Genomic DNA, 26,055 nt, shown 5'->3' with positions numbered 1-26,055 from the left:
CGTCGGAAAGCTAACGCCTCCGGCCCGGCTTTTCATCCCCTGAAGATCAGGGCGGCACCGCCGGCAATGAGCGCAAACCCCATGACGTGGTTCAGTGTCAGCGCCTCCTTGAGATAGACGACGGAAAAGACCGCGAACACGGTGAGCGTGATCACTTCCTGCATCGTCTTGAGTTCCGCCGTCGAGTAGGCTTGGCTGCCGATGCGGTTGGCCGGCACCGCCAGCCAGTACTCGAAGAAGGCGATCGACCAACTCGCCATGACGGCAATGTAGATCGCCGTACCCTTGAACTTCAGATGCCCGTACCACGCAAACGTCATGAAGACGTTCGAGGCGATGAGCATCAGGATGGGCAGGACTTTGGGAGACAAGAACAGCGCCACGTCAGGTTTCCGATCGGTTGGAGAGAATTGCGCCATTTCATTTCAAGTGCTGGTCCTGTCAATCAGGTCGAGATGCGGCAACCATCAAAGGATGACGCAATCTGCAAATGCGCTATCATCGGGCCGCCAGCGGGCAGGCCGGCTGGCCCTGGCACGGAGACATCCAGTGCAGCATCGCGCGGACAAGGAATGGGAGCTGTCGATCGGGCCGGACACGGTGCGCCTGTTCATCCTCAAGGCGAAAGCGCTGAGCGCCGGTGTCAGCGACGATTTTGCCGACGGTAACGAACACGAGATCGAGTTCGACGGCGACGGCCACGACCTCCACCAGCACGACGGCCTGGCGGAGGAAGAGTCGGAAGACCTGACCGAGCGGGAATTGCGTGAACTGATCGGCGACCTGAATGTCGACGAGGCGGCCGAACTGATCGCACTGGCCTGGGTGGGGCGCGGCGACTACGACGCCAGCGAGTGGAGCGAGGCGCTCGGTGCCGCACGCCAGCGTCCGCGGCGGCAGACGGCAAAGTATCTTTTGGGCATGCCGCAGCTTGCCGATTGGCTGGAACAGGGATTGGAAGCAGTTGCAGAATAGCGTTTCAATCAAGGCCAGTCCGGCAAAAATCGTCGTCGACGCCTTGTTCATCGGCAAGCTGGCGCCTCTTGGGCCGCGCAACGTGCCGAGCGGCATCGGCAAGACGAAAGCGGATGGGCCGCAGCGCATCACCCGCATCGGCCTGCAGGGCGACCACCAGGGCGACACGCGCCATCATGGCGGGCCGGAAAAGGCGCTGCACCACTATCCGCGCGACCACTACCCGGCCTGGCTGGCGGATGGAATCAAAGCCAGTGCGCCCGCCTTCGGAGAAAACATCTCCACCCAGGGCATGACCGAAGCCGACATCTGCATCGGCGATATCTACCGCCTCGGCACCGCCGTGCTGCAGGTAAGCCAGGGCCGCCAGCCGTGCTGGCGGCTCAATGCCCGCTTCGAACGGCAGGACATGGCCTATCTGGTCCAGAAGAGTGGACGCACCGGCTGGTATTACCGCGTGCTTGAGGAAGGCAGCAGCGAGGCCGGCGACTGCCTGCGCCTTGAACAGCGCCCTGCACCACAGTGGCCGCTGTCGCGCGTCATCGATCTGCTCTACACCCGCACGCTGGACATGGACGCCTTGCAGAGCCTGGTCGACTTGCCTCAACTCGCTCTGTCATGGCGCGAACTGGCCGCCCGCCGCATTGCCACCCGCACCGTCGAGGATTGGGATCGCCGCCTTCGTGATTCACATCGGCAATAGATAGAACGGTTGGCAAAAACGGTTCCAAATCAAGGCGCTGGCAGGGCATCCGGAATCAAACCCTCATCAAGGCCGTTATAGCCTATGGCGACAACCGGTCACCGAACGTGATGGCTGCCGGTGCAACCTCGCCCATGCAAAGCCGTTGCAGGGGCGATGGCTTTTTCACGTGTCAGGCTCCTCCCTATCCTGCTGTTTGCTCCACTCCTGCCGCTGCCGGACATGACGGCGGCGATGGCCGGGCCTGTGGTCCTTCCGCATTCGGCACCCATTCCTGAGACGGGCAACCGTCCTGACGGAAACGCCGGTGAAAAGCCGCAACCAGAACCCCAAACGCCGCCGTTGCCGCAGCCTCGGCCCAATGGCGAAGAGTCCAGCCAGCCAGCGCCCCCTGTCGATGCTCCCCATCCACTGGCAAAGCCGCCTGCCGGTGCAACGCGACAGGACGAGCCAAAGCCGGCAAGACCCTTGGCCGACCCGCGCTCGACCGTCATCGCCGCCGAAAAGATGCCGGAGGAGGAACTCGAATGCCGCAAGCGCCTCAACGCCCTTGGCGTGAGGTTCGAAGACCGCAAGGCCGAGCAGAATGCGGTCGCCGGCTGCTCGCTGCCCTACCCGCTTGCTATCAAGTCTCTCGGCACATCCATCGACCTCGCGCCGGAAGCCTTGATGAGCTGCCCGATGGCCGAGGCGGCGGCACGCTTCACCAAGGCTGTCATCTCACCCGCCGCAAGAGCCCAACTCGGCTCGCCCTTGAAGTCGATTGCCCAGGCATCGGCCTATGTCTGCCGCCCGCGCCACAACGGCCGGAAGATGTCGGAACACGCCTTCGGCAACGCACTGGACATCGCCAGTTTCACCTTGGCAAACGGCACGGTCGTTGAGGTCGGCGCGGCGCTCCCGCAAAAACAGGCCGAATTCCTTGTTGCCGTTCGCAAGGCGGCCTGCGGTCCGTTCAAGACCGTGCTTGGACCGGGCAGCGACGCCGACCATGCCCGTCACCTGCATTTCGATCTCGAAACGCGCCGCAATGGCGGCACCTTCTGCCAGTAGCCGTCCCTTCGCCCCAGACAGGACCTGCGTTCAGGACTTTATGCCGCAATCCTGCTACAGTGGTGAATTTCGCCACTGATTTTTCCTTTACCCTTCGTGGTTAATCTCTGTTTGCTCAAGGGACAGGGATTGTTCGATGGTCGGAAACTCTCGCGCCGCAAAGGCTGGCATGGCAAAAAGCGGACGTGCGCGGCGGCTCGCCTTTGGTTTGGCCGCCTTGGCCTCGGCTGCTGGCATTTCAGCCTGCACCACCGGCGACGTATTCAACCTTCAACCGGCCGTGGATGTGGGTACGCAGACTTCAGGGGTACCGCAATATGTGGACGCCTGGGCCCCGGCCGTACCGCAATATTCCGGCATGCAGACGCTTGTCCCGTCCAACCCCTACATGACCGCTGCTTATCCGCGCATGGACGAGCCGCTTGCACAGGGCAATCAGCTTCCAGCCGAGGAAATCGATTGCCGCAACGACCTCAGGCGGCTCGGCGTCATCTACACCGACATCGCCCATATCCAGAACGGCGGCCAGTGCGGCATCGACTATCCGGTCAAGGTCTCTGCCATCGGCAGTGTCCAGATGAAGCCCGCCGCGACGCTGACGTGCGCCATGGCCGCCAGCTTCGCCACCTGGACCAAGAGCGAACTCGTGCCGGCCGCCCGCCTGCGCTATTTCTCCGGCGTCAAGGCGATCCATCAGGGTTCCAGCTATTCCTGCCGCCGTATCCGCGGCGAAGGCGTGTTGTCCGAGCACGGCAAGGGCAACGCGCTCGACGTCATGAGCATCGAGCTCAACAACGGCAAGGACATCGACGTGCGCAAGCCCGGACTGTTCGCCTTCCGCGAGCGCAGCCTGCTCAACACGGTCCGCGCCGACGGCTGCTCTTATTTCACCACCGTGCTTGGCCCCGGCTACAATTACGACCACCGCAACCACTTCCACTTCGACATCAAGAACCGCAGGAATGGCTATCGCGCCTGCCGCTAGTCTGGCAGCTTCGACCATGTTGGATTTTGGCTGGATCGAGGCTCAATGAAACGCAAGCGGCTATTGCGGCGCGCGGCAAACTGGTTTGCCCTTGCCTGCGGTGCCTATCTCGGCCTCGCTTATTTCGCCGCGCCCGAATTCTGGACATTGCGCGACCGGCAAACCGGCCCCACGACCATCGAAATGGTCACGCGCACGCCGCAAGGTATCGCCGGCGATCCCATCAATGTCGGCCTTGCCGGTTCCCGCGACGACATCGTGCATGCCTTCGCCCTTGCCCATTGGGATACGGCCGATGCCGTGACGCTGAAGACGGCTGTCGAAATCGGCGAAAGCGTCCTGTTCGATCGGCCCTACCCCGACGCGCCGGTGAGCGGACTCCTTTTTGAAGGCCGGGTCCAGGACCTCGCCTTCGAAAAGCCGGTTGGCGATAGTGCCGACCAGCGCCATCATGTGCGCCTGTGGCAAACGACCCGGCTTCAGGAAGACGGCAGATCTCTGTGGCTCGGCTCCGCCAGCTTCGATCGCGGCGTCGGCCTCAGCCACGACACAGGTGCGATCACCCATCGCATCGGCCCCGACATCGACGCGGAACGCGATTTGCTCATGCGTGACCTGACCGAAGCATCCGCGCTTGCGTCCACCCGCGAGATGGAAGGCATCGGCGCAACCAAAACCGGCAGAAACGGCGGCGGCGATCCCTATTTCACCGACGGCAAAGTCGTGATCGGCGTTTTGAAACCCTGATTTTGCCCTTTCTGCAATTCCTTCGTTTTCATACTTCGACCTTCATTTGACGTCTTTGCTGCACACCTTCTCTGATGCTAATGAGCGTCCATGCTTTACATCGAAATTGCCATCGTGGTCGTACTCGTGTGCGTGAACGGCCTTTTGGCCATGTCCGAGTTGGCAATCGTCTCGTCCCGCCCTGCTAGGCTCAAGGCGATGACGGACCGTGGCGTCAAGGGTGCCGCCCGCGCCCTGGAACTTGGCGCCAACCCCGGAAAATTCCTGTCGTCGGTGCAGATCGGCATCACGCTGGTCGGTGTCTTGTCCGGTGCCTTCTCCGGCGCGACGCTGGGCGACAGGCTGGCGCAGGTTCTGGCCGCCTCCGGCATCCGGCAGAACGTAGCCGATCCGCTGGGCGTCGGCATCGTCGTTGCTTTGATCACCTATGGCTCGCTCATCGTCGGTGAACTGGTGCCCAAGCAGATCGCCCTGCGCGATCCCGAGCGCGTCGCCTCAAGGGTCGCCCCGGCCATGGCCGTCCTCGCCAAGGTTGCGGCCCCGCTTGTGTGGCTGCTCGACATCTCCGGCCGCGCCGTTTTGTGGCTGCTTGGCCAGCGCGGCGAGAGCGAGGAAAAGGTCACTGACGAGGAAATCAAGATGCTCGTCGCCGAGGCCGAGCACCACGGCACCATCGAGTCCGACGAGCGCCGCATGATCGCCGGCGTCATGCGCCTTGGCGATCGCGCGGTGCGGGCTGTGATGACGCCGCGCACCGATATCGACTGGATCAACGTGCAGGCCGACGAAACGGCCATCCGCAAGCTTTTGATGGAGACGCAGCATTCGCGCCTGCCGGCTGCCGATGGCGCCGTCGATGCCATGATCGGCGTCGTCCACACCCGCGACATACTGGCGACGCTTCTCGCCGGCAAGACGCTCGACGCCCGCAAGCATGTGCGTGAGGCGCCCATCGTGCATGACCAGGCCGATGCGCTCGACGTCCTGGCCAAGTTGAAGGAAGCCGACATGCCGATGGCTCTCGTCCACGACGAGTACGGCCACTTCGAGGGCGTCGTCACGCCTGCCGACATTCTCGAAGCCATCACCGGCGTGTTCAAATCCGATCTGGACGAGGACGATGCCGACGAAACCGCCGTGCAGCGCGAGGACGGCTCATGGCTGCTTGAAGGCTATATGCAGGCCGACGAAATGGCTGACGTGATCGGCATCGACCTGCCCGAAAACCGCGACTACGAAACCGTCGCCGGTTACGTGCTGTCCCACATGCACCACCTGCCGGCAGTCGGCGAAACCGTCGATGCGCAAGGCTGGCGCTTCGAGGTCGTCGATCTCGACGGCCGCCGCATCGACAAGGTGATGGCAACCAAGTTGCCGACCGGCCACCGCGAAATCGTTCGCTAGGGTCAGCTCCCCACGAAAAAGGGCGGCGCATGCGCCGCCCATCCTTGGGAGGATATCGAAAACTTGCGGCTCAGGCTGCCTGCGCCGTCTGGGCGTCCGCGTCGCGCGCCCTTTTCAAGGCATAGGCCCACCATGAAAGCTGTTTGAGCAACTGTTCGGCGCCCTGGTTCAGGTGCTCGAAATCCGCGAGCTTCTTGCCCTGCTGCAACACGGCCACGAAGTCTGGCAGCAGGATATGAACGGCGTTGCGAATCGGGGCCATCTGGACTTCGATTGCCACCTGGCGAAGCTGTTCGACCGCACGCACGGCACCGGCCCCACCATAGCCGACAAAGGCCACCGGCTTGTTGTTCCATTCGCTGAAGGCGTAGTCGATGGCGTTCTTCAGCACCGCCGTCGGCCCGTGATTGTATTCCGCGGTGATGAAGATGAAACCGTCCAGTTCCTCCACCTTCTTTTGCCAGCGCAGCGCCACTTCGTTTTGCGCCGGCGCCCAGGCAAGCGACGCCTGTTCGTCGAAGAACGGCATCGGATAATCCCGCAGGTCGAGAACCTCGAACTCGAGATCGGTGTGCTGCTGGGCAATTGCCGAGATCCATTGCGTCGGCTTGTCGGCGAATCGATTGGGACGGGTCGATCCGACGACGATGCCAATTCTGGGTTTGGTCATTGAAGTTCTCCTGTCGAGTGGTATCTTTTGGATACCCGCGCTATATGAGTGACTGTCAAACAGGCCGCAAGGAGGCACTTTTTTGAAACCGAGGCACCTTCATCACACCGAGGATTGCCGCGCCGTCAGCGCCGTATTGCAGCGCGTCGGCGACAAATGGACGGTCCTTGTCGTGTCCACGCTCGGGTCCGGCCCGATGCGTTTCAACGAGTTGCGCCACGCCGTCGGCGGTATTTCGCAAAAGATGCTGACCACGACGCTGCGCAGCCTGGAGCGTGACGGCTTCGTCACGCGCACCGTCTTCCCGACCATCCCGCCGCGTGTCGATTACGAACTGACCGATCTTGGCCGCGAACTGCTGGGCCCGGTCACTGCGCTCGGAGATTGGGCGCGCTCCAACATGGAACGCATCAACAGCGCCCGCGCACAGTTCGACACTGCCGCGGCGGCCTGATCGTCAAGCTGTGTCGGAATTCAGGTCAGCGCCGCCAGCACCGGTTTTTACTCGGCCGGCACAACCTTGGGTTTGCCATCGCCGTCCAGCGCCACCATGACAAAATCGGCGTGAGTGACCTTTTCCATCAGGTCGGACAGATAGCGCTGCGCCCAGGCTTCCACCTTGAGCGTCATCGACGTGCGCCCGACGCGTTCGACATGGGTGTAAATGCACAGCGTATCGCCCACCTTCATCGCCTTGGCGAAGGCCATCTCGTTGACGGCTGCGGTCACCACGCGCCCGCGCGCCCGTTCGGCGGCCCTTATGCCGCAGGCAAGGTCCATCTGCGCCATCACCCAGCCGCCGAATATGTCGCCGGCGGCATTGGCGTCCGAGGGCATGGCCAGCGTGCGCAATGTCAGTTCGCCGCGCGGTTTGCCGTCCGCGTATCGCACCATGCCGTCGCCCTTCCCTTTCAATGCCTTTCGTCCCTAGTCCCGCCCAACCGATGCGTCAACGCTGCCAGAGCATCGGACCGAAAGGCGAAATCCGGTTTTCGGAAAATCCGATGTTCAAAAATGGTAGATCGCCGCTACGCGTCCGGCAGGATGCACGGCGATCCAGGATCAATCGACAGTCGGGTTTCAGACGCTACAGTCGCTTTTTTCACAAGCCATGACGGAAGGCGCAATGACGGCCGGCCTGGCACCGGTCTAGGCTAGCGGCGAAACTTTCGGAGCCGCCTCATCCATCATGACCACCTATGATTTCATTGTCGTCGGCTCCGGCTCCGCAGGCTCCGTCGTTGCCGAGAAACTGTCGGCCGGCGGCCGCTTCTCCGTCCTGGTGCTGGAAGCCGGTGGCAGCGACCGCCGCTTCTACGTCCAGATGCCGCTCGGCTACGGCAAGACCTTCTTCGACCCGGCCGTCAACTGGAACTACTGGACCGAGCCCGACCCCGGCCTTGCCGGCAACACCGACCACTGGCCGCGCGGCAGGCTGCTCGGCGGATCGAGTTCGATCAACGCCATGGTCTGGATCAGGGGCGCGCGTGAGGATTTCGACGCCTGGGCCGAGGCGGGCAATCCCGGCTGGAGCTACAGCGACCTGTTGCCGGTCTTCAAGGCCATCGAGGATAACGAGGCCGGCACCGACCAATGGCGCGCACGCGGCGGCCCTGTCCATGTCACCGACAATCGCAGCAATGCTCATCCGCTGACCGAACGCTTCCTGCAAGCCGGCCAGCAGGCCGGCCTTGCCCTCAACCAGGATTTCAACGGCGCTTCACAGGAAGGTGTCGGCGTCTACCAGATCACCACCAAAGGCGGCCGGCGCATGTCCGCTTCGCGCGCCTTCCTGCGCCCGGCCATGAAGCGCGGCAACGTCCGCGTCGAGATGCGCGCGCTGGCGACCCGCATCCTGTTCGAAGGCAAGCGCGCCATCGGCGTCGAATATTTTCAAGACGGCGAACGCAAGACCGCCCGCGCCAGTCGCGAAATCATCCTCAGCGGCGGTTCGGTCAACACGCCGCAATTGCTGCAACTGTCCGGCGTCGGCCCCGCCGCGCTGCTGTCCCGTCTCGGCATTCCCATCGTCCATGCCTCGGAAAATGTCGGCCGCAATCTGCAAGACCATCAGGGCATCAACTACACCTGGAAAGGCAGGCTGCCGACGCTGAACCAGATCCTGCGCCCATGGTGGGGTAAGGCGCTGGTCGGCATGCAGTATCTACTCATGCACACCGGACCACTGTCGATGTCGATGAACCAGGGCGGCGGCTTCTTCCGCACCGATCCCGGCCATCGCCGCGTCAACATGCAGCTCTATTTCCAGGCCTTCTCGACTGTCATTCCAAGGAGCGGCGAGCGTCCGATCCTGTCGCCCGATCCATGGCCGGGCTTTTCCATCGGCCTGTCCAACTGCCGTCCCTCCAGCCGTGGCGAGATCATGATCCGCTCGGCCGATCCGCTCGACCATCCGAAGATCATGCCGAATGCCTTCTCGACCAACGAGGATGTTTCGGAGATGCTGGACGCGGTGAAATTCCTGCGCAAACTGGCGTCCATGCCGGCCATTGCCGAGATCGTCGAGGAAGAGGTTTTGCCAGGCCCTTCAATCACTTCCGATGCAGACCTGATTCAGGATTTCAGGAAGCGTTCGGGTACTGTCTACCATCCGGTTGCGACCTGCCGCATGGGTCCCGACCCCTCACGCTCCGTCGTCGATCCGAGGCTGCGCGTCCACGGCCTTTCAGGTCTTCGCGTCATCGACGCCTCGATCTTTCCCGACAACGTCACCGGCAACACCAATGCCGCATCCATTATGACCGGCTGGAAAGGCGCCACCATGGTTCTGGAGGACAACCCATGAAAATCACCGACGTCAAAACCTTCGTGGTCGGCAACCCGCCGCCCGGTATCGGCGGCAAGTATTTCATCTTCGTCAAGCTCACCACCGACAGCGGCGTCGTCGGCTATGGCGAAGCCTACAACGCCACCTTTTCCGCCCATGTGACCGCCCGCATGATCGAGGACATGGCGGAACGTTATCTGGTCGGCCGCGACCCGCACGACATCGAAAGCTTCTTCCGCCGCTGTTATTCCTCCGGTTTCACCCAGCGACCGGACGTTTCCGGAATGGGCTGTTTCTCGGCGCTCGAAATCGCCTGCTGGGACATTATCGGCAAGGAAGCCGGCAAGCCGGTCTATCAATTGCTGGGCGGGCGGGTGCACGAGAAGCTGCGCACCTACACCTACCTCTACCCGCACAGCGGCTCGGTGCATTCCGAGGATGCGCACGGCAAGAACGTCTACAACGACCCCGACCTCGCCGCCGAATGCGCGGCCCTCTACGTCGAGCAGGGCTTCAACGCGGTGAAACTCGACCCCGCCGGCCCCTACACCGCCTTCGACGGCCACCAGCCGCGCCTCGCCGACATTGACCTGTCGGCCCGCATGATGAAGGCGATCCGCGAGGCGGTCGGCATGAAGGCCGACATTCTCTTCGGCACGCACGGCCAGTTCACGGCCTCCGGCGCGCTGCGCATGGCCGCAGCCATCGAGCCATACGACCCGCTCTGGTTCGAGGAGCCGGTGCCGCCCGACATGCCCGAAGTCATGGCCGAAGTCGCGCGCGGCACGCGCATCCCCATCGCCACCGGCGAGCGGTTGACCACGAAATTCGAGTTCGCCCGCATCATCGAAAACCGCGCCGCGTCGATCCTCCAGCCCGATCTCGGCCGCTCCGGCGGCATCCTTGAAACGAAGAAGATCGCGGCCATGGCCGAGGCCTACCACATCCAGATCGCCCCCCACTGCTATTGCGGCCCGATCGTCGGCGCGGCCAACATCCAGCTTGCCGTGACGCTGCCCAATTTCCTCATCCTGGAATCGCTGAAGCAGTGGGACGGCTTCCACGCGAAGCTCCTGAAGACGAAGATCGCGTGGCAGGACGGCAACGTCATTCCGTCGAGCGAACCGGGCATCGGCGTGGAACTGGACGAAACCGTCTGCGAGGCGCATCCTTACACCGGCAAGGATTTGCATCTGCAGATGACCCAGGATCCCTTGTTTCCATGAGCGCACGACAGAAATACGCTTTCATCGGCCTCGGTAATCTCGGCAGCAACCTCGCCGCCAGCCTGCTGCGCAGCGGTTTTTCCCTGATCGTCTACGACCCATCGCCAAGCGCGGTCGAAAAGCTCATGGCGCTCGGCGCCAAGCCAGCAGCAAGCCCTGCCGTCGCGGCCGCCAAGGCCGGCAATGCCATCACTTGCCTGCCCTCGCCAAAGATCAGCGAAGCCGTCCTCTCCGGTCCCGGCGGCCTGCTGGAGGGCTTGCCTGAAGGCGGCACGTGGATCGAGATGTCCACCAACGGCCGCGACGAGATCGTCCATCTCGCCGGGCTCGCTGCCGCACGCGGCATCCAGACGCTCGAGTGCCCGGTCACCGGCGGCGTGCATCTGGCGGCGACGGGCCAGATCACGGCGCTGGTCGGCGGCGATGCGGCACTCTACGAGCGGCACCGCAAGGCCATTGAAGCGATGTGCTCCCGTTCCTTCCACATGGGTCCGATCGGCTCCGGCGCGATCATCAAGGTCATCACCAACATGCTGGCCTTCATCCATCTCGTCGCCGCCGGCGAGGCGCTGATGCTGGCCAAGACCGGCGGGCTCGATCTCGCGCAGGCTTACCACGCCATCGTCGCCTCCTCCGGCAACAGCTTCGTCCACGAGACCGAAAGCCAGTTGGTGCTCAACGGCTCCTACGACATCGGCTTCACCATGGACCTCGCGCTCAAGGATCTCGGCTTCGCCATGCGCATGGCCAGACAGACCGGCGTGCCGCTCGATCTTGCAGGGCGGGTCAATGCGATTTTCGAGCAGGGAAGGGCCGCCTATGGCGGCGACGCCTGGTCGACGAGCATCGTCAAACTGATCGAGGACGCCGTCGGCACCCAATTGCGCGCGCCCGGCTTTCCGGCCAGGCTTGAAGCCTGACGTCCTACAGAACCATCACAATTTCAACACTTTACGTTACCCTTCGGAATCAATACCGCAGCGTCAGCGCGCCCGGCAGAATCTCGAAGGTCGCCGGCACCCTCCCCGGCGACTCGCCATCGATATCGACCAGAGCCCCGTTGACCGCAGCACTGCCGACCGGCTCGACCAGCACCTTGCGGCCGCGCAGAATGGTGATGGCCGGATGGTTGCGGTGCCGGCCGCCATAGACCAGCCGCAGGTCCCACATCAGTTGCAGCTTGCCGGCCGCTTTCAGGATGACGATGTCGAACTGCCCGTCGTTCAGCTCCGCGTCCGGCGCGATCATCATGCCGCCGCCGAAGAAGCGGCCATTGGCGACCGCCACCAGCGCGATGCTGGCTTCCACCGGCTTGCCGTCATCGACCGTGATGCGCACCGTCTGGAAACGGTAGCGTGCGAACGCCGCCACGGTGCGCCAGTAAAACAGCGCCTTGGCCGAGACGCGCCCCTTGCGCTTGTCGGCATTGACCGCCCGGTCGGTTACCCCCGACAGGCCGAGGCTGGCAATATTGATGAAATGGCGGCTGGCCAGCGCGCCATGATCGTCGATGTAGGAGATGCGCCCGGCGTCGACCTTGCGGCCCTTGGCCTGGGCGATATGCGCAAGCAGCGCATCGACATTGCGCGGCAGGCCAAGCCCGCGCGCGAAGTCTATTCCGGTGCCGCAGGGCAGCAGCGCCAGTTCCGTCACGCGCCTGACTTCATGAGCCTGCAGCAACCCATCGGCCACTTCGCTGGCGGTGCCATCGCCCCCGGCGGCGATCACAAGCCCGCAGCCATGCATGGCGAGGTCGATCGCCAGCCGTTCGGCATCGCCCTCGGCTTGCGTCTCGCGCAGTTCGAACTCGCCGAAATGCTTGCCGAGCAGGCCCGCCACCCGCGGCCAGTCGCGCCTGAGCCTGCCGCCGCCCGCCACAGGATTGAGGATGACACCAACCTTCAAGCGCACGCCTCCCCGCAATGCCTCCCAGGGTCCGGACCCTAATGCATGTCGCCCGAAAGTGGGAACCGGTTTCGGGATAACGACATGCATAAAAGCAAATACTTGGAGCGCGCCAGCGGATCTGAAAGATCGCGTCGCGCTCCAAGCCTACGGAATAAAGCATCGGGCAGGAAAGTGGAATCCGGTTTTTGGCCTGAGCCTTAAACACACGAAAAAGGCCGGCCCCAAAGGGACCGGCCTGAAGCCTGAGCAAACTGTAAGGCGGGGTTACGATGCCTTCTGGATCGATGTCACCGTGCCCGTCGTGTCGTCCACGGTGACGACAACCTTGGCGCCGACCGCCAGTTGATCGACCGAAGCTTCGGCAGGCAACTGATAGATCTTGCCATCGTCAAGCGTGATCGACTTGGTCTGCGGATCGACCGCTTGGATGGTGCCTTCCACTGTCGCTGCATAGGCAGTGCTGAGCAGGGCAAGCAAGGCACCGGCGGTAGCGAGGGTCTTCTTCATTGATCGTACTCCCGTGTTGAGCGGTTTCTTCCTTCCGGCCGGCTTGGATTTGGTGGCCGCCGGACGCCCCACACCTATGGCGGGCCGGCACCTTCTTCAAATCACGAAGGGTGACTTTCCTAAATGGATTCAGAGACTTATTTCCGACACATTGACAATTGAGCCGTGGAGACGGCCTTGGCACGGGCACATTTATGACAGCGCCGCGCCCTGCAAAACGAGTCGTTCGGGCCGATCATGGCGATCATTGGCAACGTTCACGGCGGCGCCGCATTTGGCCCCGCTGGCGATCACGGGAGCCGGCCCATAATCTTGCGCGCGACACATTTTGTTTCATTGGTCCAGCCGTGCAGCCAGCTTCCCAACACTCCGCAAATCTGGCATAGCGGCCAGAGCAATATCCGATCGGTTTGAACCGTCCTACCGGAAGAAATCGGATATCGCTCTACGACGCGGCTCTTTTCGAAAGCTGACACCTTGCATCCCTGGTTCGAGCTCATTGGCGCGGTCGCCGCCGTCATCACGACCTTCGCGTGGCTGCCGCAGATCCTGAAGATCATGCGCGAGCGGCAGGCAAGGGACATCTCTCTGGCCACCACAGCGGCATTGGCGTTCGGCGTCTTCCTGTGGACGCTGTACGGCCTGCTCATCGGCTCATGGCCGGTTATCATCGCCAATGGCCTGACCTTTCTGTTCATCATCGCCATTGTCGGCATGAAACTGCGTTTCGGCTGATCTCAACCGCCTCGCGGCTTGCCGTAGATCGCCGCCAGCCGCGCCTCGACCCTGCTTCGCGCCGGTCCCTCCAGCGCTTCGATCGGCACCAGCCGCTCCCGCACCCCCTCGCGCTGCCGATAAAAGAACCGCATCTGGTACGCCGCCACGGAGCCGCGCGTTGCAAGGTCGGTGCTGACTTCGGCAAGCAGCATCGCGCCGATGCGGCCGGGCCAGGGCTGGCGCGGCAGTACCGTACCGAGGAAATCGCCAAGCCCATACGCCACCACTGTCTTGCCGATGCGCTCGACCGGCTGCACGACATGGGCATGGTGTCCGGCGATCAGGCCAAAGCCCTGCCCCGCCAGCCTCTGCGCCCACAGCCGCGTCTCGGCCCGCGGAAAATGCCTGAACTCCCAATCCCAATGCGGCGCCGCGCACAGAAAGTCTATCCCGTCGCCGGTGCGCACCTGTTCGCCGGCCATGGCCACACGACCCGCAAACGCCGCCTGTCCGGCATTGCGCCATTGCGTGAAAGCGGCAAATCCCAATGTGATCGGCCCCGCCGCAACACGCGCAACCGGCCCATCTACCGCCGTCCCGATGGGGCGGATACCCAAGCCACGCAACGTCGCCAAGGTTTCATCGAACCCGCCGGCGCCCTGGTCCAGCATATGGTTGTTGGCGACAGAAAGCACCAGTTTCGTCGGCCTGACACCCGCCGCCTCCAGTGCTGCTGCGAGAAAGGCCGGCGTCATGGCGTGACGTGTTCCAAGCCATGTTCCAAACCTCGCCCGTGGCCGCTCGATCACCGGGCTCTCGCAATTGCCGACGACCAGGTCAGCGGCCGACAGAACAGCGGCAAGGGCCGGATCGATGACGGGCACATCATGATTTGCCACCGCCGAAATATCGCCGACAAAGGCCAGCCGTACCGTGCTCGCCGGCATTGGCTGCATCAGGGCCTGTGCCGCCGGCGCGAAGCCACTCACATCGCCCCGAAGCGACGGCTTCAGGAAGCGCGGCAGCCATGAGAGCTTGTAGGAAAGCGGATAGTTCGACACCATCGCGCTGTCTTAAGCGATGTTAGAGTTTGGGGTCGGGATTTTCCGTATTGCCGCCGCTTTCCTGGATCAGCAGGCGGCCGACTGATGAAGCGTGCCTGAATTTGCACGCTTCGACATAATCGGGATCGGACAGCCATGCCTCGGCATGCGCCTTGCTCGGAAACTCGAGCAGCACCATGCGCTCCTTGAACGGCTCTCCCTCGGCTGTCGTCACCACATCACCGCGCGTCAGGAACTTGCCGCCATGTCGTTTCACCAAAGGCGGCGTCAGGTCGGTATATTTCCGATAGGTCTGCGGGTCGTGGATTGCCATCGTCGCCACCACGTAAGCCGTCATCTTCCCTCCTGTCGGCATGCACGGATCGCCGCCGCAATCCTCATTGCGTTATCCTGACAGCCTGCTGTCAGCATTACAAATCCAAACATCACCCGAATGCCGTTCTGCTCTTCCCATTTAGTCGGACTCCTCCCATATTCCGGCGATGGCCAAATCCCCCGAAAAGAAATCGCCGTCACCGGCCGAGGACAGCCGCTTGCCGCGCAAGCGCGGCAACGCCGTGACCGACTATCTGGACGCCTCGGAGCCGCTCGAACGCAAGGGCTTTGCCGAAGCGCCCCAGGCCGAATTCACCGGCGCACCGCTCTCCGGTTCGATCTCGGATTGGGCCGAGCAGATCGAGCGAGAGGCCTCAGAACCGAGCATAGCTCGGCAAGGCCGAGCGGCCGTCGCGCCTGACGGTGCGCATCCCCGCGACGCCGCAGGCGCGCCAGAAAGAAGCGGGCGGAGCGAGCCGCATCGCGGCGACAGCGTGAGCGCAAAGAAGAAAAAAATCCCGGAACGCTCCGCCTCTCCCACGCGAACCGCACGCGGCACCTCGATGGGCGGCGCTGCCTCAGCGAAGGAACGCGTCGCCGTCGGCCTGAACCCCGTCGCCGGCATCGACATCAGCCTCGAAGATGCCGAGACGCTGTCCAACTCCGGCGTTACCGCAACGGTGGCGGCACTGTCGGCGCTCATCGAATCCGGCAACCCGCTGCACAAGGACGGCGTGCTGTGGACGCCGCACCGGCCCGCCCGCCCGGAAAAATCCGAAGGCGGCATCGCCATCAAGATGGAGTCGGACTTCCAGCCGGCCGGCGACCAGCCGACCGCCATCAAGGATCTCGTCGAGGGCGTCAACAACACCGACCGCACCCAGGTCCTGCTCGGCGTCACCGGCTCCGGCAAGACCTTCACCATGGCCAAGGTGATCGAGGAGACGCAGCGCCCTGCCCTCATCCTCGCCCCCAACAAGACGCTAGCCGCCCAGCTCTATTCCGAGTTCAAGAAGTTCTTCCCGGAGAACGCGGTCGAATACTTCGTCTCCTACTACGACTATTACCAGCCGGAGGCCTACGTCCCGCGCACCGACACCTATATCGAGAAGGAATCCTCGATCAACGAGCAGATCGACCGCATGCGCCACTCGGCGACGCGCTCGCTGCTTGAGCGCGACGACGTCATCATCGTCGCTTCCGTGTCGTGCATCTACGGTATCGGCTCGGTCGAGACTTACACGGCGATGACCTTCCAGATGGCGATCGGCGACCGCCTCGACCAACGCCAATTGCTCGCCGACCTCGTCGCCCAGCAATACAAGCGCCAGGACATCAATTTCGTCCGCGGCTCCTTCCGCGTCCGCGGCGACACCATCGAAATCTTCCCTGCCCACTTGGAAGACCGCGCCTGGCGCATTTCGCTGTTTGGCGACGAGATCGAATCCATAACGGAGTTCGACCCGCTCACCGGCCAGAAGACCGGCGACCTGAAGTCGGTCAAGATCTACGCCAACTCGCACTATGTCACGCCGCGCCCGACCTTGAATCAGGCCATCAAGTCGATCAAGGAGGAGTTGAAGCACCGTCTGGCTGAACTTGAGAAGGCCGGACGCCTGCTGGAGGCGCAGCGGCTGGAACAGCGCACCCGTTTCGACCTCGAAATGCTGGAAGCGACCGGTTCCTGCGCCGGCATCGAGAACTATTCGCGCTACCTGACCGGCCGCCAGCCCGGCGATCCGCCGCCGACACTATTCGAATATGTGCCCGACAATGCGCTCATCTTCATCGATGAAAGCCACGTCACCATTCCGCAGATCGGCGGCATGTATCGGGGCGACTTCCGCCGCAAGGCGACGCTGGCCGAATACGGCTTCCGCTTGCCGTCCTGCATGGACAACAGGCCCCTGCGCTTCGAGGAATGGGACGCCATGCGCCCCCTGTCGGTCGCGGTTTCGGCAACCCCCGGCGGTTGGGAGATGGAACAGGCCGGCGGCGTCTTCGCCGAACAGGTCATCCGTCCCACCGGCCTCATCGACCCGCCGGTGGAGGTGCGCCCTGCCAAGAGCCAGGTCGACGACGTCGGCGGCGAAATCCGCGAGACCACCGCCGCCGGCTACCGCACATTGGTCACCGTACTCACCAAGCGCATGGCCGAGGACCTCACCGAATACCTGCACGAGCAGGGCATTCGCGTGCGCTACATGCACTCCGACATCGACACGCTGGAGCGCATCGAGATCCTGCGCGACCTGCGTCTCGGCGCTTTCGACGTGCTGGTCGGCATCAACCTGCTGCGCGAAGGCCTCGACATTCCCGAATGCGGCTTCGTCGCCATCCTCGACGCCGACAAGGAAGGTTTCCTGCGTTCGGAAACCTCACTGATCCAGACGATAGGGCGAGCGGCGCGCAACGTCGACGGCAAGGTCATCCTCTATGCCGACCAGATCACCGGCTCGATGGAGCGCGCCATGGCCGAAACCAACCGCCGCCGCGAAAAGCAGATCGAATACAACGAAGCCAATGGCATCACCCCGGAAAGCGTCAAGTCGCGCATCTCCGACATCCTCGATTCGGTCTACGAGAAGGACCACGTGCGCGCCGACATCTCGCAGTTCACCGACGGTGCCGGCGCCATGATGGGCAACAATCTGAAGGCCCATCTGGAAGCGCTCGACAAGCAGATGCGCGACACCGCCGCCAATCTCGATTTCGAGAAGGCCGCTCGCATCCGCGACGAGATCAAGCGGCTGCGCGAGATGGAACTCGCCATCTCCGACGACCCGCTGGCCAAATACGCCGACATGGAAAGCCCGGTTTCCGGCCGCGAGAAAGGCAAGCACAACAAGGGCCGTGCCATCCACAAGGCTGTCGATGACAATGCCCTCTCGCCCCAGGAAGAGCGAACGAAGCAGCGTGCTGCCTCCGGCCGGTCGCTGTTCGCCAAGCCATCGCTCGACGACATGGGTCCTGGCACCGACATGCCGACCCCGGCGAATGCCGTCTCGCGCTCGCTGTTCAAGAAGCAGTCGGCAAGCGAGGCGCACGGCTCCGACTTCGGCATCCCCGGGCAGGACAAACACTCCCTGTTCCGCAAGAATTCGCTGGACGAGATGACCGTGCGCCGCACTGAAAAACCGGTCGAGGGAAAAATACCGGGAAAGCCGCAAGGCCGACCGGCCGTCGCGCCTGATGGCGAGGCTCTCCGCGACGCCGCAGGCGCGCCAGAAAGAAGTGGGCGGAGCGAGCCGCGCAGCGGCGACAGCGTGAGCGATAAACCGATTGTCCGTGAGCGCGCCGGCATCGGCTCCTACGAGGACCCTGCAGAAACGGCACGCCGCAATCGACGTCCGTCGAAGACCGGCCGCCCGGGCAGTTGATCCCTGCCCTGTCAACGCCGCGTGCCGAACACCGGCGCTGCCGCGACGCCTGAATAATTTCACGGCGCCCAAATAGTTTCACAGCGCTTGTCGGATGGAGCCGCCGCCATACGTCCTGTGAGGGCAAAAACGCCGAAGACAGGAGAAAACCATGTCCGATGACGGTCAACAGCCGCCCTTCCCGCCCATGCCGAAGCCGCTCGGCGGCCTCACCCCCTATCTGCAGATCGACGGCGCGCTCAAGGCGGCCGAATTCTACCAGAAGGCATTCGGTGCCGAACAGGCCTTCGCCGTGCCGCCCGACGAGCAGGGCCGCACCATGCATGTCCATCTCTACGTCAACGGCTCCAGCCTGATGATCTCCGACTTCTACCCGGAGCATGGCCAGGCCGTGCAAAAGCCGCAGGGCTGCACCATGCAGCTTCACCTCGACGACGGCGACATCGACAGATGGTGGCAGCGCGCCGTCGATGCCGGTTGCGAGGTCGGCATGCCGCTGCAGGTGATGTTCTGGGGCGACCGCTGGGGTCAGTTGCGCGACCCGTTCGGCGTCGAATGGGCCATGAACGCCCCAGTCAAACACAACGCTTGAGGAGGAAGCAGATGTCTTATGTCGATGGTTTCGTGCTGGCCGTGCCAAAGGCCAATCTGGATGCCTACAAGGACATGGCCCGCAAGGCCGGCGATGTCTGGATGGGATATGGCGCGCTCGCCTATGTCGAGTGCACCGGCGACGACGTGCCCTACGGCGAACTGACCTCGTTTCCGCGCTCCGTGCAGGCCAAGGACGACGAGATCGTCGTCTTCGCATGGGTCGTCTACAAGTCGCGCAAGGATCGCGACGAAATCCTCGCCAAGGTCATGGCCGACCCGCGCATGCAGCCCGACATGCAGACCATGCCCTTCGACGGCAAGCGCATGATCTATGGCGGCTTCGAATCCTTCATCGAACTCAAAAAGGCCTGATCCGCCAGCAAGAAGCGGCCCGGCCCCCTGCTCCGGGCCGCTTCCCGGATCCACGCCCCGCCCCTCAAGCCCACGCCCCGCTTGGTCGACATCGGCCGGAATCGCCCTATTGTTGGTTCCCTCCCGTCCCGCACCGAAGAGGCAACGATGGCTGGCAAGACACCGAAACATCTAGCGGCGGCCGGACCGCCCCGGCTGCTTTCGGGCGGCAACCCGCAGATCGCCAAGGCTTACGGCGAAGCGCCCGTGCAGGCCTATATCGCCGCCATGCCAGGCTGGAAAAGCGACATCGGCCGCCGCCTCGACGCCCTCGTCACCCGCGCCGTCCCGAACGTGCGCAAGGCGGTAAAATGGAACTCGCCCTTCTATGGCGCCGGTGAAGAGGGCTGGTTCCTCAGCTTTCATTGCTTTGAAAAATACGTAAAAGTCGCCTTCTTTCGCGGCGTGTCGCTCGAACCCGTCCCGCCCGGAACATCGAAGCAAAAGGACGTGCGCTACCTCGACATCCGCGAGCACGACCCGTTCGACGAAGCCCGCTTCACCGACTGGGTGAAGCAGGCGAGCCGGCTTCCAGGCGAGCCATGTGAGCGGCGGCATCTTGCAACCAAACAGGGCAAAACCGGCCATGAACGCGAACAGGAACACGGACGAAGAACCCGCAACCTCCCCCCGGCTGATCGATGCGCGCATCAAGGAACTGGCGGATTGGCGCGGCGAGACGCTGGCCCGCATGCGCAAGCTCATCCACAAGGCAGACCCGGACGTGGTCGAGGCGTGGAAATGGCGCGGCGTGCCGGTGTGGGAGCACAACGGCATCATCTGCACCGGCGAGACCTACAAGAGCGTCGTCAAACTCACCTTCCACAAGGGCGCGTCGCTGGAAGACCCGTCAGGCCTGTTCAACTCCAGCCTCGAAGGCAACGCCCGCCGCGCCATCGACATCCGCGAGGGTGAAGAGCTCGACGAAGCGGCCTTCACGGCGCTCATCAAGGCAGCCGTAGCGCTGAATGCGGAGAAAGCCGCGGGCAAGCAAGCGAAGCGCTGAGAAGACAAGAGGATAACATCATGAGAAATCGCCAGTCGGAGCGCCATTGTCTCATCACTTACCAAACCTCTCACGTGTTTAGTTCAGTGAGTTCATGTTCGTGGCGTTATTCGCACATTTTCGGGCAAGATCGTACACGCCAGCTTGGTACATTGCTCGGCAGTCCTCGAAGGATTGCCGCTGGCTGTATCCCGAAGTTGGCGCTACATTCCCCGTTCCTCCAGCCCCGACCGACGCCCCGCTAGAACTGTACCCCCGCCGCTGGATGCACCTGCGACAGCAGTCGCAACGCCCAAGCCTGCTGCAGCAATTCCCACGGCATCATCAGTGGTGCGGCCAGGAGCAGCGCCACCGGTAACATCACGAATATTTTCATCTAATTGCCCCGGATTTATTAATGTCGGTGCATCGTTCCAGTGGACTGTCATCAGAAGGCATTATTGATGAGGATCGGAGCCGCAAATGGCGGGGTCGCCAACACCGAACACCGGTTCGGTTTACACACTACGGGCGTCCATGGCGTTTCCAGTCGGTCAGGTAAACGCCAGACGAACCGGGCCTTGTATTGCTAGGTGAGACGCGTCAGCAGAAGCATTAGCTGGCCCTGTCTGGAAGTGTCTGTCTTGTGAAAAATCGCTTTCAAGCGCGATCTAGCAGTCATGATAGTAATGCCGAGTTGGCCGGCTGCTTCGGCCACAGACTCGCCGAGAAGTAAACGCCTGCAAAATGCGACTTCCGAAGGTGTTAACCTGAATGCTGCCGAAAGAGCCGATAGATTCGTCGATTTCAGGCGTTCTGAACTCAGATCGGTAACGAGCACTAGCACCATCCGCCGAGGTGGTATCAGCGACAGGATAGTTCCGCCTTGAGCAGTTACTCCAGGAAGAGCCGCAAGCGCTACTTGCCACGCGCCATCAGCAGTCCGGAACGAGATACGAGATCCATCCGTAGGAATTCCGGCCGCCAGCGCTGCCAACACGTTTCCAAACTTGCTGTCGGCCTCCTTGTTTGACAGATAAATGCGGTCGAACCGGACAGATAGGGCCGTAGCCGATGAAAACAGATCCACGGCCTGTTGGTTCGCCTCGCGCACGGTGCGATCGCCATCAACGACAAATGTCGCACGAAGCCCCCGCTCTACGAGCGCGGCACCTGCGGCCGCACTTTCGGCCCGACTCCGCATGAGCCGCCCGAATTCGATGGAGCGCAGGAGGTTTCCGCGCGTTCGCCTCAGGACTTCGGCTCCGGCATCATCATATTTGTCCGAATGTGAAAGCGGATAGTGCATCATGAACTGGATGGATTCGCCGTGGTCGCCATCAATCTTGAGTCCCATAGCCGCCTCGACATTCTTTTGCGGAAGCAGCCAATCGTTGAAAAATTCGGTGTGAGCGAACATGCGCGCCGGAGCGACACGTTCCGAGAGTGAGATCACTCCGCTTTTTACCGTGCTCCAGTGTGGATTCCATGGGTTCACGTAGACGAAGTGCTCTTGGAACGACCGAAAAAATTGCGGCTCAATATTGTGGGCCGATAAAAAATTCAGGCTGATTTCAGAGAAATTGATGTTGTGCAGTCCGACCCATGAGCCCGGAAAGTACCTACTGAAAGCGGCTGGCACCTCTTCCCATGAGTGAATCCCGAATGTGGCTGCGTCGATTACAGCTGCCAATTCGCCGCTGACTGAGGCTACACGCTCCTCATCGTATGCGGTGACATGTCTGTGTCCCATCCCCTTTTAACGGCCGTTCTGGCCGCCCCCCACAAATAGCGGAATTCTCCGCCGTTCCCCAGCGCAAGAGTAACGGATAGCCCGCTGGATGAAAACGCCCCAACCAAACCGGTTTACCAAGGGGAACCCGAATGATCCGCCTCCTTGCTAATGAGGTCGCGAGGAAATGTTGCTTTAAGAAAGTGGCAGCGCCGAGTTCTACTGGCGAGATTGCGGGAGCAAAACTTCCGAAGGTCGTCGATCCGGTGAAGGGCAGCTTTCCTGAAGTAGCCGCCCGAAACCTGTCCGTCCCCTTCCCACCCCCAGTCGGCCGTAGGTGGCAGGTTGACCAACCAGCAGCTATCGGAAATGCGACAGGCATGCCCTGACGGCTGAGATGGGGCGCAAAGCGGTGGTTCAGGCTCGGTTGACTTGGGTCGATGCTGGGTTGAAAGCTGACTCCACCTCCCTGAATTTTCCTCTTTCTCTTCAAACGCTTCCTCTTTTTCTCTCCCCAATTTTATCCACACCCTTCTCGAGGAAGAAACCCGCGCGCTGCGCCGCCAGCTTGAATTGATCCGCGCCAGCGAGGTCGACCGCCTCCTTCGTTTCGCGCCCGACGACGGCGTGCGCGTCGTCTTCGTTGCGGGTGCGATAGAACTCGATCACCACCTGCACCGTCTCACCTCTCCTCCCTGAACGGTCACGCCTGTCAGCCTTTTCCCTTGCCCTTGCCGCGCTGGGTGTTGGCATTCGCAGCGACCGGCATCTGGTTGCTGGATGAATTGTCAGGCTTGGGCGGCGCTTTCTCCTGCTTCGGTTTTCTGATCTCGCGACTGCTGCGCTTCTGTCCCTTGGCCATTGTTGAATGTCCTTTCAATAAGAGCTGAGTTTTCTTCCGGCAGGGTCACGGCGGCCTGTTCGAGGCTGTCTTGCGTTACCACCCGCTCATAGCGTTCCTCATCGTTGCGGATGCGGTACTGGAAAGAATTTCCCCTCGGCGGCAATGTGCCGGTAATGCGGTAGATGTCGGAAGCATTGAGCGCTTGTCCGAAGCCGCTTTTAAGCCTGACGAGTAGACCGACGGCAAACAGATGGGTTTCGGCCTCGCGCCGGTGCGGGCGAGGGCTGCGGTACTGTAGGGTGGTAGCGGTCATGACGGGTTTTGATCCTGTTCGAGTGCGGCATTGAGGGCTGCCGGATCGACCGGCACCATTTGCTGTATTGGACTGTCCGTGCCGATCGACGGTAGGCGAATGAAGGTTCCGACTCGCTGCCATGCAAGGCGCGACAAACCCTCGATCGTTACTTCGTCGTGGTCGATGCGGTAGTCTCCGGCTGGCTGTTCACCAAGCCCCGGAAGCACAAAAGCGGATGAGAAACTGACGACGGTCTGTGTGGTGCGGTTGGTCATATTGCCGGGTCTCCGCAGGAGCACGCAAAGGCGCCTTCTGCACGGTTCCAATTCGAACCGAATGCTCCCCAGGCTGCCAGTACATCCGTGGTCAGCGCCGGGTATCATTCGGGATTCGAAAGGAGTGACATACTCGCCGGAACGGCGCGGCATATCGACTATCGACAATTCGGTGGTGAATGGCGGGTCGAAGGTCTCTGACACCGCGAAAGCCAACTCGGCCAAATCAACGAATTACACATATAAGCGTATTTTCAAGTTAAAACAAGAGGAATCTAAATTGTGTTTTATTGAATGAAGCGTCGATTTCAAAAAAAAGCCGGTAGAAGGCAAAAAAGATACTCGAATGTCTCTAAATCTCCTTGTACTTGATCCGCGAAAATAAATTCAGGAAACTTGATTATTTTGATGGATCAAGAATAAATTCTTCGCACTCCTATCTACAGGGCGCCAAGCCGTGTACAAGGGTGCCGTGGTCACTTTACAGGCCTGTCGCTCGGTCGCGGCTCCTTTGATGACCACCGAGGCCTCTATTGCAGACATTTGCACGCAAGAGTTCAGTCCCAGCGACCGGCATGGGCGATATGGATACTGACGGCGGTGCCAGAATCATTCGGCCGACGTAGCTCGACATCTAAACAGCAACCAACGTGGAGAATTAAAATGGCCATGCAATCAGGCGGCAAGACATCTCTCGCCCAGCGTTGGGAAGACTATCAGCCGACTAAATCGACACTCGTGTGGGCCTGCCTGATGACCGCAGTAGCCACGATGGTGGTAGGCTTCAGTTGGGGAGGTTGGGTTACGGGTGGCACATCGCAGGTGGCAGCCACCGAGGCGGGCGACACAGCACGCGGAGAACTGGCGTCGACCATCTGCGTGGAACGTTTCAATTCCGCACCCGACTCGGCGGCCAAGCTCGTCGAACTGAAAGCCATCACCGATAGCTATAAACGGCAGCAGTTCATAACGGATGGCGGCTGGGCAACGATGCCTGGACAGAAGACTTCGGAAAGGCGTGCCGCAGCCGGTTGCGCGACCACGCTTTCAAGCTGACATCTTTCGTAAAAACTCTCGCAACGAGCCCTTTCGCAACCAACAGGAGCAACACAGATGATTTCATTTGTGAAAAAGCCAAATCCACAGCCATTGTCCGAAGAGGCCAAGCCCGACGGTTTGGACGACGCCCGCAAGGCAATGGCGGAGAGATATCGTAAGTCCGACACGGACGGCACACGTCGCCGTGCTCGTCAGTCCGCTGAAAATAACCGCCTTATTTGAAGGGGTAACTTCCGCCCGATTAAACGCCATGATTCAGACCCAAAACTGGCGGCGTGTCAGCTGCCAATAGTTTCGAACTATCGTGTCCACGGTGAGCTAGAAACAGCAATTTACTCGATATAAAAAAATACACCGTCCCTTAAATAATATTATTGTATCAATCACTTATATATTTCTTTCCCTCAATTCCATCCACTTCCCCTCTTCCTTCTCTTATAATCCAGCCCATCGCTCTTGCGGGAACCGGCTGCGCACCGGGCAACGGTTAGAGCGGCGGTGACCTCTCCTCATGGGTTCGGCGCCCATGGCCTTGAGGGCATCCGACAGGCCGGCGTCTTGCGGCGGGCTTTCCATAGGAAAGAACAACCCGTGTCAGGTGCAAGAGGCGTATATCGCCTGATCGTCACGGCAGGGTAACCACCGGACGGTCTTGGGACCGGTCGACGGGATGACAGCCACCGGCGGGGTGCGGAAGTCGCGCCACGTATCACTTTAGGAAGGCACGGCCATGCGCCCCGCTTCCCGATCCCACCCGACCGGTTTTGCCGGCCGGGGCGGCGAAGCTTGCGCAAAAACCCGTTGATTGCCCGATAACCGCTTGTCGAAAGGACCCGTCATGGATTTGCAGGAAGAAACCCGCGCGCTGCGCCGCCAGCTTGAATTGATCCGCGCCTACGTGCCGGAAAGCGCCGCAGCGCTGGCCGGGCTTTATGCACCGGGCCTGCGGCCGCGCCCGGAGGTGCTGCTGGCGCGGCGCGTTCTGGCCACCATGGCTGGCCTTGACCGTCGCTGTCCCGAGCGCAGCTGCCGCCGCAACGGCTCCTGCCAGGCGCTGGATGTCTGCGCCCCCTCCTGCGCGCCTCTGTGGCCGGACGATCTGACCGGGCGGTTTTTCGACATGGCCGCCGGCATTGAACTGTCCGCGCTTGTCGACGAGCAGCACCGCGCCGCCTCCCACGCCTATGTCTGCGAACTCCTGGCCGAGGCCGGCCTCCAGCCTGCCCCAGCGTTAGCCAGAGGCAGGCCGGGCAGGAAATCCGCTAGTGCATGTCGCCCGAAAACGGGAATCGGGATGAAGACATGCATGAAAACAAATACTTAGAGCAATCCAGCAGATCTGAAAGACCGTGACACGTTCAAACGGAAGCCGCGCCAATGACCAGTCCAGAGCGTCGGACCGAAAAACGGAATCCGGT

30 protein-coding genes and 1 pseudogene are annotated in these 26,055 nt (G+C 61.9%); 19 read left to right on the top strand and 12 right to left on the bottom strand.

All coding sequences use genetic code 11. The features are described 5' to 3' along the window. Positions 1–32: 32 nt before the first annotated feature. Positions 33–383, bottom strand: a complete 351-nt coding sequence (locus ASD64_RS13350) for a DMT family protein (RefSeq protein ID WP_156460137.1) — start codon at positions 381–383, stop codon at positions 33–35. Positions 384–549: 166 nt separating this feature from the next. Here ASD64_RS13350 and ASD64_RS13345 point away from each other — a divergent pair, with 166 nt between their 5' ends. The 6 genes from ASD64_RS13345 (at position 550) to ASD64_RS13320 (ending at position 5,867) form a co-directional block, all read left to right on the top strand. Continuing rightward, positions 550–975 (top strand): DUF3775 domain-containing protein, encoded by a 426-nt coding sequence (locus ASD64_RS13345; protein ID WP_056105712.1) that lies wholly within the window; start codon positions 550–552, stop codon positions 973–975. Then, positions 965–1,678, top strand: coding sequence for an MOSC domain-containing protein (locus tag ASD64_RS13340; RefSeq protein ID WP_056105708.1), 714 nt, complete (start codon positions 965–967; stop codon positions 1,676–1,678). Before ASD64_RS13345 ends, ASD64_RS13340 begins: the two co-directional genes overlap by 11 nt. A gap of 156 nt (positions 1,679–1,834) precedes the next feature. Continuing rightward, positions 1,835–2,731, top strand: coding sequence for an extensin family protein (locus ASD64_RS13335; RefSeq protein WP_056105706.1), 897 nt, complete (start codon positions 1,835–1,837; stop codon positions 2,729–2,731). Between the two features lie 136 nt (positions 2,732–2,867). After that, positions 2,868–3,716, top strand: a complete 849-nt coding sequence (locus tag ASD64_RS13330; RefSeq protein ID WP_056105705.1) for an extensin family protein — start codon at positions 2,868–2,870, stop codon at positions 3,714–3,716. Between the two features lie 45 nt (positions 3,717–3,761). Further along, on the top strand, positions 3,762–4,463 hold the full coding sequence (locus tag ASD64_RS13325; protein WP_056105702.1) for an LssY C-terminal domain-containing protein: 702 nt from the start codon (positions 3,762–3,764) through the stop codon (positions 4,461–4,463). 90 nt (positions 4,464–4,553) lie between these two features. Continuing rightward, positions 4,554–5,867 carry a hemolysin family protein gene (locus tag ASD64_RS13320; RefSeq protein ID WP_056105700.1) on the top strand — a complete coding sequence of 438 codons (1,314 nt, stop codon included), beginning with the start codon at positions 4,554–4,556 and terminating at the stop codon, positions 5,865–5,867. 70 nt (positions 5,868–5,937) lie between these two features. Here the strand turns inward: ASD64_RS13320 and ASD64_RS13315 are convergent, their stop codons facing one another. Next, positions 5,938–6,537 (bottom strand): NADPH-dependent FMN reductase, encoded by a 600-nt coding sequence (locus ASD64_RS13315; protein ID WP_056105698.1) that lies wholly within the window; start codon positions 6,535–6,537, stop codon positions 5,938–5,940. A gap of 82 nt (positions 6,538–6,619) precedes the next feature. Here ASD64_RS13315 and ASD64_RS13310 point away from each other — a divergent pair, with 82 nt between their 5' ends. Beyond that, entirely contained in the window at positions 6,620–6,991 is a 372-nt protein-coding gene (locus ASD64_RS13310) for a winged helix-turn-helix transcriptional regulator (protein WP_056105696.1), read from the top strand. A 47-nt stretch (positions 6,992–7,038) separates the two neighbouring features. Here ASD64_RS13310 and ASD64_RS13305 read toward each other — a convergent pair whose 3' ends face one another. After that, a complete protein-coding gene (locus ASD64_RS13305; RefSeq protein WP_056105694.1) occupies positions 7,039–7,431 on the bottom strand; it encodes an acyl-CoA thioesterase in 393 nt (130 codons plus the stop codon). A gap of 295 nt (positions 7,432–7,726) precedes the next feature. On the opposite strand from ASD64_RS13305, the gene ASD64_RS13300 reads away from it, so the two are divergent. Genes ASD64_RS13300 through ASD64_RS13290 form a run of 3 tightly spaced genes read left to right on the top strand, consistent with a single transcriptional unit; the run spans position 7,727 to position 11,471 of the window. Beyond that, positions 7,727–9,343, top strand: a complete 1,617-nt coding sequence (locus tag ASD64_RS13300; RefSeq protein WP_056105692.1) for a GMC family oxidoreductase — start codon at positions 7,727–7,729, stop codon at positions 9,341–9,343. Beyond that, on the top strand, positions 9,340–10,551 hold the full coding sequence (locus ASD64_RS13295; RefSeq protein WP_056105690.1) for a mandelate racemase/muconate lactonizing enzyme family protein: 1,212 nt from the start codon (positions 9,340–9,342) through the stop codon (positions 10,549–10,551). The genes ASD64_RS13300 and ASD64_RS13295 overlap by 4 nt, the downstream gene beginning before the upstream one ends. Beyond that, positions 10,548–11,471: an NAD(P)-dependent oxidoreductase gene (locus ASD64_RS13290; protein ID WP_056105687.1), complete on the top strand. Its 924-nt coding sequence runs from the start codon at positions 10,548–10,550 to the stop codon at positions 11,469–11,471. Before ASD64_RS13295 ends, ASD64_RS13290 begins: the two co-directional genes overlap by 4 nt. A 49-nt stretch (positions 11,472–11,520) precedes the next feature. Here the strand turns inward: ASD64_RS13290 and ASD64_RS13285 are convergent, their stop codons facing one another. Together ASD64_RS13285 and ASD64_RS13280 are read right to left on the bottom strand one after the other, a co-directional pair. Continuing rightward, on the bottom strand, positions 11,521–12,462 hold the full coding sequence (locus ASD64_RS13285) for a diacylglycerol/lipid kinase family protein (RefSeq protein WP_244480790.1): 942 nt from the start codon (positions 12,460–12,462) through the stop codon (positions 11,521–11,523). 261 nt (positions 12,463–12,723) lie between these two features. After that, positions 12,724–12,966 carry a DUF1344 domain-containing protein gene (locus ASD64_RS13280; RefSeq protein WP_056105684.1) on the bottom strand — a complete coding sequence of 81 codons (243 nt, stop codon included), beginning with the start codon at positions 12,964–12,966 and terminating at the stop codon, positions 12,724–12,726. Positions 12,967–13,443: 477 nt separating this feature from the next. On the opposite strand from ASD64_RS13280, the gene ASD64_RS13275 reads away from it, so the two are divergent. Next, positions 13,444–13,701, top strand: coding sequence for a SemiSWEET family sugar transporter (locus ASD64_RS13275; RefSeq protein WP_056105682.1), 258 nt, complete (start codon positions 13,444–13,446; stop codon positions 13,699–13,701). A 2-nt stretch (positions 13,702–13,703) separates the two neighbouring features. On the opposite strand, the gene ASD64_RS13270 is transcribed toward ASD64_RS13275, so the two are convergent. Both ASD64_RS13270 and ASD64_RS13265 read right to left on the bottom strand, forming a co-directional pair. Then, positions 13,704–14,744 (bottom strand): CapA family protein, encoded by a 1,041-nt coding sequence (locus tag ASD64_RS13270; RefSeq protein ID WP_056105980.1) that lies wholly within the window; start codon positions 14,742–14,744, stop codon positions 13,704–13,706. 22 nt (positions 14,745–14,766) lie between these two features. Continuing rightward, a complete protein-coding gene (locus ASD64_RS13265; protein ID WP_056105680.1) occupies positions 14,767–15,084 on the bottom strand; it encodes a DUF1330 domain-containing protein in 318 nt (105 codons plus the stop codon). A 145-nt stretch (positions 15,085–15,229) separates the two neighbouring features. Here ASD64_RS13265 and uvrB point away from each other — a divergent pair, with 145 nt between their 5' ends. The 5 genes and pseudogenes from uvrB (at position 15,230) to ASD64_RS13240 (ending at position 20,453) form a co-directional block, all read left to right on the top strand. Further along, the gene (gene uvrB, locus ASD64_RS13260) at positions 15,230–18,442 is read left to right on the top strand and encodes an excinuclease ABC subunit UvrB (protein WP_056105679.1); all 3,213 of its coding nucleotides are present in this window, start codon (positions 15,230–15,232) and stop codon (positions 18,440–18,442) included. A 151-nt stretch (positions 18,443–18,593) separates the two neighbouring features. Next, the gene (locus tag ASD64_RS13255) at positions 18,594–19,034 is read left to right on the top strand and encodes a VOC family protein (RefSeq protein ID WP_056105677.1); all 441 of its coding nucleotides are present in this window, start codon (positions 18,594–18,596) and stop codon (positions 19,032–19,034) included. Positions 19,035–19,045: 11 nt separating this feature from the next. Then, positions 19,046–19,408 carry a DUF1428 domain-containing protein gene (locus tag ASD64_RS13250; RefSeq protein ID WP_056105675.1) on the top strand — a complete coding sequence of 121 codons (363 nt, stop codon included), beginning with the start codon at positions 19,046–19,048 and terminating at the stop codon, positions 19,406–19,408. Between the two features lie 147 nt (positions 19,409–19,555). Next, positions 19,556–19,987 (top strand): annotated as a pseudogene (locus ASD64_RS20675) (DUF1801 domain-containing protein); the annotation flags it as partial. Positions 19,988–20,033: 46 nt separating this feature from the next. Further along, a complete protein-coding gene (locus tag ASD64_RS13240; protein ID WP_056105672.1) occupies positions 20,034–20,453 on the top strand; it encodes a DUF1801 domain-containing protein in 420 nt (139 codons plus the stop codon). A gap of 241 nt (positions 20,454–20,694) precedes the next feature. Here ASD64_RS13240 and ASD64_RS21835 read toward each other — a convergent pair whose 3' ends face one another. The 5 genes from ASD64_RS21835 to ASD64_RS13225 form a co-directional block, all read right to left on the bottom strand. Beyond that, positions 20,695–20,829 carry a hypothetical protein gene (locus ASD64_RS21835; RefSeq protein ID WP_274533362.1) on the bottom strand — a complete coding sequence of 45 codons (135 nt, stop codon included), beginning with the start codon at positions 20,827–20,829 and terminating at the stop codon, positions 20,695–20,697. A gap of 192 nt (positions 20,830–21,021) precedes the next feature. Beyond that, positions 21,022–22,125, bottom strand: a complete 1,104-nt coding sequence (locus tag ASD64_RS13235) for a helix-turn-helix transcriptional regulator (RefSeq protein WP_156460136.1) — start codon at positions 22,123–22,125, stop codon at positions 21,022–21,024. Between the two features lie 528 nt (positions 22,126–22,653). After that, the gene (locus tag ASD64_RS13230) at positions 22,654–22,842 is read right to left on the bottom strand and encodes a hypothetical protein (protein WP_056105667.1); all 189 of its coding nucleotides are present in this window, start codon (positions 22,840–22,842) and stop codon (positions 22,654–22,656) included. A gap of 110 nt (positions 22,843–22,952) precedes the next feature. After that, positions 22,953–23,321 carry a hypothetical protein gene (locus ASD64_RS20670; RefSeq protein WP_082549981.1) on the bottom strand — a complete coding sequence of 123 codons (369 nt, stop codon included), beginning with the start codon at positions 23,319–23,321 and terminating at the stop codon, positions 22,953–22,955. Continuing rightward, the gene (locus tag ASD64_RS13225) at positions 23,318–23,578 is read right to left on the bottom strand and encodes a hypothetical protein (RefSeq protein WP_056105666.1); all 261 of its coding nucleotides are present in this window, start codon (positions 23,576–23,578) and stop codon (positions 23,318–23,320) included. Before ASD64_RS13225 ends, ASD64_RS20670 begins: the two co-directional genes overlap by 4 nt. A 663-nt stretch (positions 23,579–24,241) precedes the next feature. Here ASD64_RS13225 and ASD64_RS13220 point away from each other — a divergent pair. The 3 genes from ASD64_RS13220 (at position 24,242) to ASD64_RS13215 (ending at position 25,961) form a co-directional block, all read left to right on the top strand. Then, positions 24,242–24,634, top strand: a complete 393-nt coding sequence (locus tag ASD64_RS13220) for a hypothetical protein (protein ID WP_056105664.1) — start codon at positions 24,242–24,244, stop codon at positions 24,632–24,634. 57 nt (positions 24,635–24,691) lie between these two features. Next, positions 24,692–24,859, top strand: coding sequence for a hypothetical protein (locus ASD64_RS21395; RefSeq protein ID WP_200957832.1), 168 nt, complete (start codon positions 24,692–24,694; stop codon positions 24,857–24,859). A gap of 616 nt (positions 24,860–25,475) precedes the next feature. Next, positions 25,476–25,961 carry a hypothetical protein gene (locus ASD64_RS13215; RefSeq protein ID WP_056105662.1) on the top strand — a complete coding sequence of 162 codons (486 nt, stop codon included), beginning with the start codon at positions 25,476–25,478 and terminating at the stop codon, positions 25,959–25,961. Positions 25,962–26,055: the final 94 nt, after the last annotated feature.

The organism is Mesorhizobium sp. Root157 (assembly GCF_001427385.1).
Lineage (GTDB): Bacteria > Pseudomonadota > Alphaproteobacteria > Rhizobiales > Rhizobiaceae > Mesorhizobium.
Note: the sequence above shows the minus strand (reverse complement) of the source record. Positions and strands in the feature narration are given on the sequence as shown.